Origin of the sequence: Aeoliella mucimassa, assembly GCF_007748035.1 — a bacterium.
GTDB classification, from domain to species: domain Bacteria; phylum Planctomycetota; class Planctomycetia; order Pirellulales; family Lacipirellulaceae; genus Aeoliella; species Aeoliella mucimassa.
In genome coordinates, this window is sequence record NZ_CP036278.1 from 1,541,343 (window position 1) to 1,558,091 (window position 16,749).

Below are 16,749 nucleotides of genomic sequence, written 5' to 3' on the forward strand. Positions count from 1 at the left end.
TAGAAGAAGTGTGAGGCGATAAGCAACAACTGGCGATGCAGCTGGTTTGACTAACTACGACTAGAAATGGATGGATTGGTCCGCTTGCCCAATGAATATCGACCAAAATCGAAAAGGTACCGCCTCCTATTCATTCCTGCGGTGTTGGTACAGTAGGATAGAGTTAACGTGGTACGCGTCCGTTCGGTCATCTCGCAGAGGAGTAGCTATGAGTCTTGTCATCCGAAAGTGGAATCCGTTGCTGGCAGCTTCGCTCGGTTTACTCGTGGTTGTCGGCAGCGCCTGCGGTCAGAGGGCCATGGCGCAATCCCCGGAGGCTCCTGCAGCCGAGTCGGAGCGAGCAGAGAACAACGCCCGGCCCGCGCGGCCTGCTCGTCGAGGAGGCTTTGGCGGCCCGGTGGAACTTGGCCCCGACGACAAGCAGCACTATCCCGATCCCGCGAGCGACATTCTAGAGGTCCGCGACGACATTCCGCATGGCAAGCTGGAGATGATCGAGTACGAGTCGAAGACCGTGGGAACCGTTCGCAAGATGAATGTGTATACCCCGCCCGGTTACTCGACCGACGAGAAGTATCCGGTACTGTACCTGCTGCATGGCATCGGTGGCGATGAGACCGAATGGAATCGGTTCGCGAAGCCGAATGTGATGCTCGACAATCTGATCGCCGACGGCAAAGCGGTGCCGATGATCATCGTGATGCCGAACGGGCGGGCCCAGAAAAACGATCGGGCGGAGGGCAACGTCTACCAGGCAGCGCCCGCCTTCGCGCGTTTCGAAGCCGACTTGCTGGAGGATGTGATTCCCACCATCGAGTCGCGTTATTCAGTGAACACCGATCGAGAGCAACGGGCGATTGCCGGGCTGTCGATGGGGGGCGGTCAATCACTCAACTTCGGCCTCACGCACCTCGATACGTTCGCCTGGGTCGGCGGTTTCTCCTCGGCACCGAACACGAAGCCGGTCGAGGAACTGATGCCGAATCCCGAGCAGGCGAAGAAGCAACTCAAGTTGCTCTGGCTCTCGTGCGGTAACAAAGACGGGCTGCTGCGAATCAGCCAACAAGTCGAGCGTTACATGAAAGAAAACGACGTGCCGCACCTCTGGAACGTCGATTCCAACGGGCACGACGGCACCCACTGGCGAAACAGCTTGTACCACTTCGTACAACTCGTATTCCAGGACGACACTGCCAAGCCAAGCGAACCGGAGACGGAAGCCGAGGAGTAAGAGAGGGAAGGGCAGAGCCGGCATGCCAGGGTAGGGCTTTGGCTCGCGGAGCTTGCCGGCGCCCAACCCTTCGCTGGGGGACGATTCCCATTCAGGGAATGGGGAGAGCTGGGGGCGGCGTTGTTGCTAGTGGTGACTGTTTAGCTCAATAAAGTATTTTCGATTCTCGCGCCGTTCTCCGGTGTTGCCCTCCCCGGGCCTGATAGCCCGACCCGTCCCGCAAGCGGGAGGGTGAAATTCTTACGGCAATGCGGTTCATTAAGTTTCCAACTTTTCGCTGGAAATTGGCCACATGAAGTGTTCTAATGGACAGGTATGTCTTTGGCTGTCGGCTTTCAGCTGTCGGCTATTGGCTCTTGTGATGATTGGAGGTTTGCGTGAGGTGATGGTTGCTGTGAACTCGAACGTTTAACGATACGCAGGCGATGTTTCGTCTGCGGGGGCGTTCGCTGCTGCGCGGTTGTCAAAGCTTTGGGCTTTAGGCTGTAAGCGGTAGGCTGAGATCTTTCGGTCGCTGGAAGCTCCCTCAAGATGACATCCGCAACTCAGAAATCATAAATCCCAACTCCCCTGTCCCCCGAATCCTGTTTCCTGACTCCTCCCAAAATAGTTTCCCACCGGTGGGAATCTATTTTGGGCAACTATCGCGGAGGTGTTGATGCAACTTGTTACCTATCAACGACTTGCGATAAGTGCGCAGTGGGAAAATAGATTCCCATCGGATGCGTTTTGGGAAATGGGAATCTATTCGCAGTCGAAAACCACTGGTTTTATAGAGTACGCGCAGATTCAATTTTCCCATCGGTGGGAAAATTGGGAATCTATCTGCTCGGGTCAATCGAACACGATGGCGACTCGCCCGAGGCCGTTTTGTTCGGCGGCGGCGATCGCCTGGTCGATATCTTCGAGCTTGAACTGGCGGCTCGTCAGTTCGTCGAATGGAAAGCGGTCGATCGTTTGCGACACAAAGTCGACCGCTTGCTGCAGATGGCGGAAGTCGTAGTTGTGCACCCCCCGAATGGTGAGCAGGTTCCACAGGATGGTCGACAGGTCGAGCGAGGTGGTTGCTTCGGGGAACGAGCAGCCGAGTTCAACGAACCGCCCCCCTTTGCGGAGCGAAGCGAGCCCCGCCGGTACGACCGCTGGCACGCCGGCGACTTCCATCGCGCAGTCGACGCCGAACCCGCCGGTTAGCTCGCGAACCCAGTTGGCGATTTGCTCGTCGGTGAGCGAGGCGACGTTAATGCAGTCGGTCGCTCCGAACCGGCGGACGAACTCCAGTCGCTCGGAATGGATGTCGGTCACGATGATCCGCTCGGCGCCGGCAAAGCTGGCCATCGCTGCAGCGTAACAACCGAGACCACCCGCACCTTGAATCAGCACATGCTCGCCAGGCTTCAGCTCCGCAGCGTCCCAGCCGGCCACGACGGTCGCCGCAGCACAGTTGAGCGGCGCGGCCACGGTGTCGGGAATGTTGTCGGGCAGCTTCAGCAGGCTGGTGCCGGCCGAGATGTGACAGTACTCCGCAAAGCCACCTTGCAGGTGCGGCGGCTGGTCGCAGGCGTCGTGCCCGTACTTTTGCAGCTCCAGGCACTTCATCGGCAACTGGTGCTCACGGCAGTAGTAGCACTCGCCGCACGAGCTGTGCAAGGTCCAGGTCACTCGGTCGCCAGGGGCGAGCGGCTGACCAGCCGAGTCGTGGGTAACGTCCTCGGCCAGAGCGGCGATTTCGCCCACGATTTCGTGGCCCAAAATCGCCGGCGTAGGGCCGGGCCGGCGCCCGCGCCAGGTGTGTAGATCGGAGCGACAAATAGTGCAGCAAGTAACACGAACCAATGCCCCGCCGGTGACCGGCGGAAGAAGTGGATATGCTTTGATTTCGAGCTCGCGACCCGGAGCGGTCATCACGGCCGCGCGGACGGTAGTTGGCAAACTAGCGATCAAACCCAACCCTCGCTTTCGAACAACTGTGGCAACATCGCAACACTAGGAAGGAGATGCGTATGACGATGAACTCCCAGCGTGACCGCATCGAGCGGTCCGGAGAGCACGCCGATTACCGCGCGGCAACCGGCGTTGGTGCCTTCCATCATGTCGGCGGGCTGATCGCCTACCTTCACAACGTCGTGCACACTGGTAATGCCAAGCTGTTCCATGGCTCGAAAAATCATGTACGGCGTAGGACGCCCACGCTCGCCGGGGATGTCCTGTACGTCGAGGGCAACATCGACCAGACCGTCGCGAAGCCACCCGAGCCGGTGCATGATGGCTTCGTTAATTTGTTTGTGAAATCCAGTATCGGTGGCCACTTTGATATCGTGGTCGTGGAGCCAGCGAAACGTGTCGCTCGCTCCGGGGACTTCCTGAATATCGTTGCTGTAAAGTTCGAGCATGTATCGCTCGTACAGGTGAAACGCTTCTTCGGCCAGCGCCGCATCGGCATCGGAGACCTGCAGGGTGCCAAGCTGCTCGAGCGAGGCAATGTCGCCCCGCCAGCGGGCGATCAGCATCTTGTAGAGGTCACGCTTGTTGGTGCCGATGTTCTTGCCGATTTCCTCCAGCGAAACATCGATGCCGACATCGACCGCCGCCCGGTGCAGGCACTTGGCCACGTAATTCTCATCGCGCACCGTGGTTCCAGCGAGGTCAAACATCACCATGCGAACGGCGGACACAGGAGACTCCAAGGCAAAAGAAAACAGGTGTGCGTGATTCTTACTCACGTAGGATACCGACTGGTCGCATCTGGGGGAATGGGGTAAATCGCCGCCGATCCACCGAGAATGCAGGAAACTATCGCGAAGGATTCTGATGCTAATCACAACCATGAAGATTCGGTGAAGAGCGGTTTGGTTTCCGGCCGGTTGAAGGAGAAAAGTACCAATTATCTTGTTCGTTTTACTGAAAAGTGCGCAGGGTGCCGGGCATCTTCACGCCTTCTTAATGGGGGAGTGTTACATCAGTAGATTCGCGCGTGGGCTGCTCGACGAGTGGAGCACGCCAAGTTCGGCACCAGCTACTGCAAACCGCTATACTGCGACTCGCCCGAATCGTGTGTCGTGACTGTTGATCCCCCTGACTGGGAGTGGAACTTGGACAATCCGTATGCTGCATCCGAGGCTGTCGACGCGTCTGACGCAGGTGCTACGGGTATGTCGAAATGGTTGTCGGGGTTGCCGTCGCCGGTGTTCTCGGCCTACTGCATCGTGGCCGCGTTCACGACGTATTTCTGCATGTACGCGTTTCGCAAGCCGTTTACGGCCGGCGAATTCGAAGAGCCGCTGAGTCTTGAATACTACGGCGTCGCTTACAAAACGGTTCTCGTCGCCGCTCAGGTGTCGGGTTATACGATCTCGAAGTTCGTCGGCATCAAGGTGATATCCGAGATGCCGCCGGGCCGGCGGGCGGTGTTCATCCTCGGCTTGATCGGCGTGGCCGAGCTCGCTTTGCTACTGTTCGGCATGACTCCGGTTCCCTGGAACTTCGTGTTCCTGTTCCTCAATGGCTTGCCGCTCGGCATGGTGTTCGGACTGGTGCTCTCCTTCTTGGAAGGTCGCCAGGTAACCGAAGCGTTGAGTGCTGGCTTGTGTGCCAGCTTTATTCTGGCCTCCGGCGTCGTGAAGTCGGTCGGGCGAATGCTGATCGTCGATTTCGGCGTTTCCGAGTATTGGATGCCTGCTTTGACTGGCTTGTTGTTTGTACCGCCGCTGTTCTTGGGCGTATGGATGCTGAGCCGTATCCCCGCTCCGAATCAGAACGATGTGAGCGAACGATCGGAGCGGCAACCTATGACTGGTAAAGACCGCATCGATCTGTTCCTGCGACACGCTTTCGGGCTGAGTGCGATTGTCGTTGTCTATTCGTTGTTAACTGTGATTCGCAGCTTCCGCGACGACTTTGCCGTGGAACTATGGTCCGAACTCGGCACCGAGGGCGAGCCAAGCATCTTTGCTCGCTCGGAGTTGTTGGTGATGTTTGGAGTGATCTTCATTAACGGCAGCGCCGTGTTCATTCGTAACAACCGCACCGCGTTACTCGGATCGTATTCATTGATCTGCGGAGGCTTCGTGCTGGTGCTGGCCAGTCTTGCGGGGCACTCGGCCGGGGTGCTCGACCCGTTCACTTTTATGGTGTTGTTGGGGCTGGGGGCCTACGTTCCTTACGTGGCAATCCATACCACGGTGTTCGAGCGATTGCTCGCTGCGTTTCACGAACGCGGCAACATTGGTTACCTGATGTACCTGGCCGACGCGACCGGCTACCTGGTCTACGTCGGTGTGATGATTTTGAAGAACTACCTACCCAAAGGCATCAATTTTCTGCCTTTGTTCGTGAATACCACGTTTTGGATGAGTTGCGTATCGCTCGGATTAGGAGCGATGCTTCTAGTGCATTACGGTCGGCGCATTCCCCGCGATCAAAGCCCCGTACCGATCGCCGATGAACCTTTGCCCGAAACGGTTTGATTGCCCATCATCCAAAGCAAGCTGGCGAAAACGTCAGCGGTTCAGCCTCCCTCCCCACCGACCCACCTACTGCATTCAAGGCGAACTTCTATGAAACCACGTTTGATCACCCTCTCAGTAGCCATCGTCTGTCTATGGCTTAGTGCTGCACTTCAGGCGGCAGAGCTAGTAAAGTTAAACGAACAAAACTGGGACGCGACGGTTCCGGCTGGTAAGGAAGTCGATGCCATCTACGGCGATCGTGCACTTGTGAGCGACCGAGTGGTCGCCATCGTGGCCGACGCAAAGAAGTCGCGGAACGCCAACCTGACGATCCGAGGCGTGGCGGGGACGGTAATCGACTTCACCGAACGGGGCGATCAGAACGATCAGCTTAGCTGCTTCTATCCTCATGCGGGATCCTACGACATCACCGGCCCGGTCGAATGGCCTGCCGACCTGCCCGCGACCGAAGGCTCGGCCAAAGTGGCTTACCAATTGACTCCCCCCGAGGATGCCACAGCGACGATGTCGCCCTGCACGCTGGTCGTTGGCTACGAACTCGAAGAAGGCAAGAACTATCTCACCATCCGTTCGCTGATTACCAATCCCACCGACGAGACCGTCTCGTTCCAATTGGCCGACGGCATCCGGGCCGATGGTGACTTCAAGTTTGGTGTCCACCAACCGCTGAACGTCTGGTGGTGTCAGGATGAGTACTGGCAGCAAGCCTACGGCGTGATTCCAGTCGATAGCGTCTGGAAGATGGCCGACAAGAAAACCACTAAGCGGAAGCCACGGCTCATTCAGTATCGCAGCGATTCGAACAAAGCTATGGAAATCGCCGCTGGTAAGAGCGTGGTGCTCGAGCGTCGGCTCTATGCAGCGCCCGACACCATGGCCCTATTGGCCAAGATTGCCGCCGATCAAGGCCAACCGACCGCGACGGTCACGGTGAAAGTGACCGACCCCGATGGCCCCGTGGCTGGCGCCACGGTCAAAGCGATTGTCGATAGCAAAGTGGTCGCGACGGCCAAGACCGACGATACCGGCTCGCTGGTGGCCAAGGTGCCGGTGGGTAGCTACCGCTGGGTGATCGAGTCGCTCGGCCGCAAACAGCAGGATCTGAACACCGATCTCGAAGCAGACGGGGAAGTGACGATCGAATCGAAGCTGTCGCAACTTGGCCACGTAGCTGGCTCGGTGACCGACGGCGAAGGACAGGCGATTCCCTGTCGCGTGGCGTTGTACGGTCTCAACGTCGAGGATCCCAATTTCGGTCCCGATAGCGCGGTGCATGGTGTTCGCAATCTCTGGCACACCGCCGACGGAACGTTCGACGTGGCCGTGTTGCCGGGTGAGTATCGCCTGGTGCTTAGCTATGGCCCCGAGTACGACGCAGTGATCAAGAACATCGAAGTCGCAGCGGGCGAGGCCACCGAGGTTGCTGAGCAACTGGTGCATTCGGTCGACACCACCGGTTGGCTCAGCTCGGAACTGCACAGCCATTCGTCCCCCTCGGGCGACAACACCGCCAGCCAGCGCGGGCGGGTGCTAAACCTGCTGGTTGATCAGTTGGAGTTCATTCCCTGCACCGAGCATCAACGCGTTTCGACTTATGTTGCTCACCTCGAGCACTTCAACGCCATGCAGCGGGTGCTGACCTGCAGCGGGATTGAGATGACCGGCTCACCGCTTCCGATTAACCACCAAAATGCATTCCCGTTGGTCGAGCGTCCACGCACCCAAAACGGCGGTGGCCCGACTCGTCACGTGAATCCCGAAGTGCAAATCGAGCGATTGGCCATGTGGGACTCGCAGAGCGACAAAGTGGTGCAGATCAATCACCCTAACATCGGCCAGATGGTCGGCGACAAGAATCTCGATGGCACGCCCGACGAAGGCTTCCGCAAGATGTTTGGCTTTGCCGACGTGATCGAAGTACATCCGATGGGAGCCATCTTCGAACCACTAACTGTCGGCGACGATGGCAAAGCTGGCCGTGGTAACACGGTGAAAAACTGGTTGCAGCTGATGAACCTCGGTTACCGTATTCCCGGCGTGGTGAACACCGATGCTCACTACAACTACTACGGCAGTGGCTGGCGACGCAACTATGTCCGTTCGACTACCGACAATCCGGCCGAGGCCGACTTGATGGAAGTGTGCCATGCCCTCGAGAAGGGCCAGGTTGTGATGACGAATGGTCCCTTCATGGAAGTCACGGCGACTTCAGGCGACTCGACCGTTGGCCCGGGCGAAGATCTGCTGGCCAGCGATGGAGAGCCAGTGCTCCACATCAAAGTGCAGTGCGCGAACTGGTTGGATGTGAACCGCATTCAAATCGTGGTGAATGGCCAGTTGGTACCGGAGTTCAACTTCACACGGGCCGACAATGCCGAAGGCTTTGGCAACGAGACCGTGAAGTACGAAAGCGACCTGAAGCTTCCGCTTTCGGAAGATGCTCATGTGGTGGTGGTTGCCGCTGCCGAAGGGCGTCAGCTCGGCTGGGTCTACGGTCCCAAGCAAGGCAAGACCATGCCGATTGCGATCAGCAACCCGATCTTCGTCGACATCGAAGGCGATGGATTCAAGCCGAACGGCGATACGCTCGGCATCGCGCTTCCCGTGGAAGCCGATCACCAGCCGACTCACGGCCACGACCATCCCCACCCCCACCACTAAGAGTTCCCAGAGAAGAGACACCCTATGCGGCTGGAGAGAGTTTGTGTGAAGAGTTGCTCCCACTGGCAACTCGTGAGTGGGAGCATGGCAGCCATCGCTGCGTTACTATGTTTGCTTGGCCATACTGCCTTAGGGGATATCGTGATCTCGGAGATCATGTATAACCCCGATGGTAGCGATCGCGATAATACCGCTGGATTCAATCGCGAGTGGGTCGAGGTGTACAACAGCGGATCCCAAGCGGTGAACCTCGGTGGTTGGCAGTTTGCCGATCTGTACGACAACGACTACGCCAGCCTGGTGCCGGAAAACACGATTCTACAGCCTGGCAGCGCACTGGTGCTGGTGGGCGACGCGGCGACGTTCGATGCCCAATGGGGCACGGGATTGCCGAGGGTGGAGCTGAGCAATTTTCCGTCGCTCAGTAACACGCCGACCAACGGCAACGAACGACTCGCGTTCTACAACCCGGTAACGAACCAGGGCGACACGGTTACCTACGACGATACCAACGGTTGGCCGACCGACAGCCCCGATGGGTCGAGCATCATGCTGCAACCCGAGTACCTGCATCCCGCGCACAACAACGCGGGCGGCGCCTGGTTGCCTTCGATGTGGGGCGTATACGGTGCCGAGTATCGTACCTCGCCCGAAGGGACCCAAGATCGGGCCTCGCCGGGCTTCGTCGATCGGGTACCTCAAACAGCGTTCGAGCCCTCGCCCGACGCAGCCTGGTCGATGGTGGTGATGCCCGACTCGCAGAACTACGTGAAGAACTCGGCCGACGTGCACATCTTGCGAGAGATGAACGAGTGGATTCGCGACCAGCGCGATGCGTTCAACATCCAGCTGGTGATGCACGAAGGGGACATTGTCAACAATAACAACACCAGCACGCCGACCAGCGGCAACCAAACCGGCGATCAGCAATGGCAAAACGCCAAGGCCGCGATGAGCGTGCTCGACGGAGTGGTGCCTTACGTCTTCTCGCCAGGAAATCACGATTACGGAACCACCAGCGCCCAAACCCGCGAGACACAGTTTAACGACTACTTTAGGGAGACCGATAATCCGCTGGTCGACCCCGCTCAGGGGGGCATCCTGGTCGACACCCTGATACCGGGGCAACTCGACAGCGCGTATTTTGAGTTCACCGCGCCGGATGGTCGTGAGATGCTAATTCTCACGCTCGAGTGGGGACCTCGTCAGTACGTAGTGAATGCAGCGAACCGGGTGATGTCGGATCCCAAGTACGCGGATCATACTGCGATTATGATGACGCATGCCTACATGTATCACGACGAGACTCGCTACGATTGGAGCCGTAATCAGGACTCCGATCCTAACAACAACCAGGGCGGCAATCCTTACTCGTACGGCACGGCCAACGACACGAACGATGGCCAGGATCTGTGGGAAGAGCTGGTGAGTCAGCACGATCAGTTCGAGATGGTGCTCAGCGGGCATGTGGGTGGCGACGGTGTTGGGTACCAGGTCGATCCCGGCAGCGACGGCCAACTCGTGCATCAGATGCTGTTCAACTCGCAATTCGAAACCAATGCAGGCAACGGTTGGATTCGGATGGTTGAGTTCCTCGACGACGGTAAGACCGTACGCATTCGCACTTACTCTCCGCTGCACGACTTGCAAAAGACCGACTCGGCCAATTCGTTTACGTTCGAAATCACTCCGCTCCCCACGATCTTGTCGGGCGACTTTAACGACGATGGTATCGTCGACCTGGCCGACTACACGCTCTGGCGCGACAGTCTCGGTGCCCCGGCCGGCACGTTGCTGAACGATCGCTCCGGCGAGGTAATCGGCACCGCACAGTACCAGCTGTGGAAGGACAATTTCGGCCGCACCTCGGCCGACCACGTGCAATCGGGCGCTACGCAGGTTCCGGAGCCGGCTTCGCTGGTCTGGTATGTCGTGCTGATTTCAGCAACCGTAGCTGGCCGATTCGCCCGCCGAGGCGATCACTGAGTTCAAGCTATAGAAGTCGCTAAACCTGCGGCTCCACGCGACACTTTCCCCTCCTGATTGTTTTTACAGGAGGACAACGGGCGCTGTTGCGGGTAAACTATTTTTAGAAATACACGGCGGCGTGTAGGTGAGCATTCGATGCTTCGCTGCTCGCGGAAGCTGGCCGGAACTCCGGGCGCTTCGCTTTTCAATAGCTTGGAAGATGGTTGAAACAATGCGCAAGGCTCTGCAAGTTGGTTTACTGGTACTCATGGTCGCAACGATGCGATCGGCCTCGGCGGCCCCGGCCGGCGACACTCCCCACGCGAGTCCCTATCCGGTCTCGGCAGTGCGACTAGGGGCTGGGCCTTTCAAGGACGCCGCGGCGGCGAATCGCGAGTACCTGCTGGCGCTCGACGCCGACCGGCTGCTGGCTCCATTCCGCACCGAAGCGGGCCTCGAACCTCGCAAACCCTTCTACGGCAGCTGGGAGAGTGGTGGGCTCGGCGGCCAAACTGGTGGGCACTATCTGTCGGCGCTCTCGCTAATGGTCGCCCTCGGCGAAGACACCCCCGATGGTGAGCTGAACCGCCGTCTCGACTACGCCCTCAGCGAGCTGGCTGAGTGTCAGCAGGCCTATGGCAACGGCTACGTCGGCGGCGTGCCAGGCAGCCGGCAACTGTGGGCCGACGTACGTGCTGGAAACATCGATACGCATGGTTTCGGGCTGAACGGCAAATGGGTGCCTTGGTACAACATTCATAAGACCTTTGCTGGCATTCGCGACGCGTATGTGATTGCCGAAAAGCCGGTTGCCAAAGAGCTACTGGTGAACCTCGGCGACTGGTGTGTCGAGCTGATGTCGCATTTGGATGACAATCAAATGCAGGTCATGATGCGAGCCGAGCATGGCGGCATGAACGAGGTGCTGGCCGACCTGTATGCCATTACTGGCGACGAAAAGTACCTGCAAGCGGCCCAGCGATTCTGCCATCGCCAGGTGCTCGACCCGCTCCGCCGACATCAAGATCGACTCACCGGGCTGCACGCGAACACGCAGATTCCCAAAGTCATCGGTCTGAAACGCATCGGCGAACTGGCCGGCGACGAACAGGCGAACTCGGCCGCCAAGTTCTTCTGGCAAACCGTTTCGCAAGAGCGAAGCCTGGCGTTCGGCGGCAACAGCGTTGCCGAGCACTTCAACGATCCCAACGACTACTCGTCGGTGCTGGAGCGTCGCGAAGGCCCCGAGACCTGCAACACTTACAACATGCTTCGCCTTACCGAGCAGTTGTTCGCTGCCGAGCCGTCGGCCAATTACATCGATTTTTACGAGCGGGCGCTCTACAACCACATTCTGGCGGCCATTAATCCTGAGCATCCCGGCTTCGTGTACTTCACGCCGATTCGGCCGCAACTGTACCGAGTGTACTCGACGCCGGAGAACTGTTTCTGGTGCTGCGTCGGTACCGGCATCGAGAACCCCGGACGCTACGGTAAGCTGATTTACTCTGCAGCCGACGACGGTGGCATCTACGTCAATCTGTTCATCGCCAGCACCCTTACGGCCAGCGACAACGTACAAATCACGCAACAAACGAGCTTCCCTGACGAACCGAGCACACAGCTGACGCTGAAGCTCAAGCAACCGGCGAGTTTCGCGCTGCGAGTCCGTCATCCCGCGTGGGTACCGGCCGGTGAGTTCCAGGTACGCGTCAACGGCGAGCTGATGCAAGTCGAATCGCAGCCATCGTCGTACGCGGAAATCTCCCGCGAATGGCAAAATGGCGACGTGGTCGACGTGGCGCTGCCGATGCACACTACGACCGAACGTCTGCCGGATGGTTCCGACTGGGTAGCTCTGTTGCGAGGGCCGATTGTGCTGGTGGCTCCCGCAGGCACGCACGATCTGGTTGGGTTATTCGCCGACAACGAGCGAATGGCCCACGTGGCCGAAGGGGAATTGGTTCCGTTCGAAGAGGTGCCAGTGCTGCTAACCACCGAAGAAGACTTGCCATCGCACGTGGTTCCGCAATCCGGCGAGGGGCCCATGCACTTCGAACTAACGGATGTCGTGCAGCCGCCGGTAGGCGACGGAGTGTCGTTGGTGCCGTTCTTCCGTCTGCATGAGCAGCGTTACCAGATGTATTGGGAGCTTACCACCCAAGAGCAAATGCAAGCACGCAAGCAGCGTTTCGCGGCCGAGCAGCGCGCTCGGGAAGCACTTGAGCGAGCCACGCTCGACCGCGTTGCCATCGGCGAGCAGCAACCGGAGGTCGAACACCAGTTTGCCGGTAGCGAGACCGAATCCGGTAGCCATCAGGGACGCCGCTGGCGACATGGGAAGTGGTTCGAGTACACGCTCAACACCCGCGGCGAGTCAAAAGCGACACTCATGGTCACCTACTGGGGAGGCGATAATGGTCGCAGCTTCGACATCCTAGTGAATGGCGAGAAGCTGGCCAGCGAGACCCTTACCGCGTCGCATCCGACAGAGTTCTTCACCCAGAAGTATCCAATCGCTCCCCAAACCCTCACCCAGGCAGCCGATGGCAACCTGACCATTCGGTTCGAAGCCACTCGCGGAGTCGCGGGGGGAGTCTACGATTTACGGTTGCTGAACCCCTCGGAGCTCCCCTCCGAAAGTAATCCATAAACCCGCAAACGGCTTGTTTTTCGGCCTCAATCGGGTGTTTCCAAGGTTAATTGCCGGAAACCCTCCCTGAGCGGAGGCCGATTACTGGACAAACCGCGGTTTTCTAGAAAAAATTAAGGAAATGCGTCGGCGCGGCGTTTTCCTCCCCGCCCAGCGCGTGCGTGCAGCATTCCCTAACCAGGCTGGGCTCCTCCGTTGGCTACTCGCCGGGAAGCTGCGACGAGGAGCTGATGTTGTGAAGTGTCGGTTGGCATGCGACCGACTGCGACGAGTACTTTTCAGAGAGCAGGCAATCGATGAATCGGCGGACAGTAATCTGGACCGGGCGCTCACTGTTTGTAGCCTTACTTGGCTACATGCTGTCGGTGGTGCCTGTCAGCGGTCAGGACCAGCTGAGCTTATCAAACGACATGGTGCTCGACGCCCAAGCGTTGCTCATGCCGCGCAATGCTGTATACGGGCCGGTGATCAACGGGGCCTCTTACCAAACCGAAGCGCTCACGACGGTTGGCGACTATCAATACGCTACCTGGTACCACTACTCCGGTAATCAGGAATACGTCTATCTCGGCCGACGTGAGCTGGGAAGCACTACATGGGATGTCGCCAACACCGGTCAGACATTCGACGATGGAGATAACTCGTGGGACGCCCACAACGTGATTTCTATGGGCATCGACACCGATGGTCAGATTCACCTCAGCTACGACCATCACAACAGCTATCTGAACTACCGCAATACCAGCGATGGGGCTGCCTGGGCGAGCGAGTGGAACCCCACGCTGAATGCCGAGCAGAATACGCTCAACTCGAACATCAATCCACCGCCGTCGCCGTTTAACGATGTTACCTATCCACGGTTCATCAACGACCCCTCGACCGGCAATCTGGTAATGACCTTCCGCAACGGTACCAGTGGCGACGGCAACGTCTACATTGCTACCTACGATCCTGCGTCCAATGTGTGGGATACCCCTCACATGATTATCAATGGACGCACGGGTACTTACAGCGACGCGCTTGGTTCTTCCAGTAGTCGCAATGCCTATTTGAATGGGCTCGACATCGATTCCAACGGGCGGATGCATACCACGTGGACCTGGCGCGAGAGCGCTGGCGGCACGAACCACGACATCATGTACGCTTATAGCGACGACGGTGGCGACACCTGGCTTAACAACAGCGGAACCGTGATCGGCACTCTCAACAATCCGATCAATCTAAATTCAGCCGGCGCGACGGTCGTATCGATGGATCGTCGCAATACGTTGATGAATCAGCAAACGCAGCTTGTCGATGGCGATGGCACTGTGCACTCCATCATGTGGCACGCGACCGACGACAATGCCGATGCCGTCAATGGCTTTACTACTGGTCCGGCTGCTTACTATCACTATTTCCGCAACGCGAACGACGTGTGGGAGCGAACCGAATTGCCGACCGATCGCAAGGTTGGCTCTCGCCCCGACATGGCTGTCGACTCCGATGGCAACCTGTATGCCTTCTATGTTTCGCCCGGTGCAGGCGACGGGGCAGGGGTGCTCGACTACTACACGAATGGCGACTTGGTGATCGCCACTGCATCGCGAGCCACCGGTTGGCAAGACTGGGAAATCGTCTACACCGACACTCGCGACTTCGTCGGCGAACCCCAGGTCGATCGCAATCGGTTGCTGCAAGATGGGGTGCTCTCGGTCTATTTGCAAGAGAATGGCAACAACCTGAGCGGCTCGACTGGATCGGCACTGCATGTATTCGAACTCGATCGTCTTGCGCAACACCTGGTGTGGGCAGGCACCGCCGCGGGTGAGTGGAACACCGGTGGCACCAACGATTGGGACAGCTACGGCGACAACCAGGGAGATACCACGTTTGCCAATGGTTACCGAGTAACCTTCGACGACGGCGGCGGTACGATGGCCGTGAACATCACCGAAGCAGTGGCCCCCTCGTCGACGACCTTCAAAAACAACGCCCGCAACAATTACACCCTCACCGGCCAGGGGATTGCTGGTTCGGGAAGTTTGCGAGTCACTGGTGGTGGTTTTGTGACGCTGAATAATGCGGCCAACTCTTACTCCGGCAACACGCAGGTGGAGTGGGGCACGCTCTCGCTCTCTGGCGAGGCCACGATTGCCGCATCGCCGGTGATTTCGGTGAGCGACAATGCAACACTCAACGTTTCGGCCCTTAACAGCACGTTCTCCGTCGCGGCGGGCCAAGTGCTCGAAGTCGCTACTGAAGGGCGCGTGATCGGCGACACACAGGTCGGTTCCACGGCAGCAATGCACGCATCCGGCAGTGTCTATGGTTCGCTCGTGGTGCAGTCAGCCGGCATGCTTCGCGTCGGCGCCGCTGGTCTCACTCAGCAGGTTGGCAACAGCAGTTACAGCCTGATCGACAACTTCGACTCGTACAACAATGCTACGAACCAGAACATCGGCAGTCACAGTTCGGGCGATGTTACCAACGGAGCGTGGGATGGCGTGTTCGATGGCACCAACAACGCCCAGGTGGTCGACGAAGGAACCTCGAACCAGTCACTAGAGGTCTGGGGGCTTCCTGCTCAAGGTGGTAACGGCTGGCGCGGAGCGAAGACCGACTTGTCGTCGAGCTACGACCTCGATTTCACGGTTGAAGACTCCGAGACCACCACGCTGTTCTTCCAATTCAAAGCGCTCGACAACACCGGCGTGTTCGACACCATGTTCGGCCTGTCCGACGACGTGGCCAACATCGACAACGCCGACGCCTGGCAAGACTTTGCCGTAATGCCCTTCCTGGCTGGTGGCGGAATCGGAGCCGCCGACTTCAAGGCGAGCACCACTACGGGCGATCAGATTGCCATCGAGAACGTCGCGGCCGATCAGTGGTACAACGTGTGGCTCGTGGTCGATACTCAGACCAATCTGTTCGATATCTACACGTCGCTCGGCGACGACGATGGCACACTGGCTGTGTCCAACGCCATTTTCCGAAATGGTTACGGCAACAGTTCGATGGCCGCCTTTGGCATCAACGGACGGGAAAGCGGCCGAGTGCAGATCGATAACCTCTACATGTCGCTCGGCGCGAACACCGCCAACCCGCTCACTGGTAGCGGTGGTGGGGTGTACGCAGTCGAGTCGCTGCTGGTCGAGGGGGATCTAACCCTCGAGCAGGGAGCCCTACTGCAACTCGATATCGCTACTGCAGGTGTTAGCGACACCATCGAGGTTACCGGGCAGATGACGTTGGCAGGAACTCTTGAACTCACCTTGGCCGAAGGAGCCACCGCTCCCGAACTGGGCGAAGGATACGACTTGTTCGAGTTTGCGTCGGCGGTCGGCGCATTCGACGACTTTGTGCTGCCGGAGTTGGCCGACGGCTGGGGATGGAATACCACCCAGCTAGGCATTAGTGGAATGCTATCCGTGGGGCTGGCCGGCGATTACAACGGCGACGGAACCGTGAATCTGGCCGACTATACGGTTTGGCGGGATCATCTCGGCAGCGATTGGATTAGCAATCGCGATACGCTCCTCACGGGAGTCGTAGGCCTCGATGATTATCAGGTGTGGAAAGACAATTTTGGTGCTACGCTTCCAGCGGGAGAGTTCGCCGCGCAGGCAGTGCCCGAGCCAGCAACCTTGGCATGGTGCAGTCTGGTTTTCGCGAGTCTATTGCTATATCACGCGTCGCAACGGTACCGTGGGGTGCAAACGAGACTCTGCCGATAACTTGTTCGCAAGTAATAAACTAAATCAAGCGACGTTGCCGTCGATTGG

Annotated in this window: 8 protein-coding genes; 6 read left to right on the top strand and 2 right to left on the bottom strand. The window is 58.4% G+C overall.

From position 1 onward, the window contains the following. Positions 1-208 precede the first annotated feature (208 nt). A complete protein-coding gene (locus tag Pan181_RS06195) occupies positions 209-1,231 on the top strand; it encodes an alpha/beta hydrolase (protein ID WP_231943767.1) in 1,023 nt (340 codons plus the stop codon). Between the two features lie 834 nt (positions 1,232-2,065). On the opposite strand, the gene Pan181_RS06200 is transcribed toward Pan181_RS06195, so the two are convergent. Continuing rightward, a complete protein-coding gene (locus Pan181_RS06200; RefSeq protein ID WP_145246004.1) occupies positions 2,066-3,163 on the bottom strand; it encodes a zinc-binding dehydrogenase in 1,098 nt (365 codons plus the stop codon). An 8-nt stretch (positions 3,164-3,171) separates the two neighbouring features. Beyond that, positions 3,172-3,906 carry an HAD family hydrolase gene (locus tag Pan181_RS06205; protein WP_197528968.1) on the bottom strand — a complete coding sequence of 245 codons (735 nt, stop codon included), beginning with the start codon at positions 3,904-3,906 and terminating at the stop codon, positions 3,172-3,174. Positions 3,907-4,290: 384 nt separating this feature from the next. On the opposite strand from Pan181_RS06205, the gene Pan181_RS06210 reads away from it, so the two are divergent. The 5 genes from Pan181_RS06210 to Pan181_RS06230 all read left to right on the top strand — a co-directional run bounded on the left by Pan181_RS06210 (position 4,291) and on the right by Pan181_RS06230 (position 16,701). Next, the gene (locus tag Pan181_RS06210) at positions 4,291-5,697 is read left to right on the top strand and encodes a DUF5690 family protein (protein WP_231943768.1); all 1,407 of its coding nucleotides are present in this window, start codon (positions 4,291-4,293) and stop codon (positions 5,695-5,697) included. A 90-nt stretch (positions 5,698-5,787) separates the two neighbouring features. Continuing rightward, positions 5,788-8,361: a CehA/McbA family metallohydrolase gene (locus Pan181_RS06215; protein WP_145246006.1), complete on the top strand. Its 2,574-nt coding sequence runs from the start codon at positions 5,788-5,790 to the stop codon at positions 8,359-8,361. 45 nt (positions 8,362-8,406) lie between these two features. Next, complete coding sequence (locus tag Pan181_RS06220; protein ID WP_197528969.1) at positions 8,407-10,347, top strand: lamin tail domain-containing protein; 1,941 nt, start codon at positions 8,407-8,409, stop codon at positions 10,345-10,347. A gap of 202 nt (positions 10,348-10,549) precedes the next feature. Next, positions 10,550-12,982, top strand: a complete 2,433-nt coding sequence (locus tag Pan181_RS06225) for a glycoside hydrolase family 127 protein (protein WP_145246008.1) — start codon at positions 10,550-10,552, stop codon at positions 12,980-12,982. Between the two features lie 296 nt (positions 12,983-13,278). Further along, on the top strand, positions 13,279-16,701 hold the full coding sequence (locus tag Pan181_RS06230; RefSeq protein WP_145246009.1) for a BNR repeat-containing protein: 3,423 nt from the start codon (positions 13,279-13,281) through the stop codon (positions 16,699-16,701). Positions 16,702-16,749 lie beyond the last annotated feature (48 nt).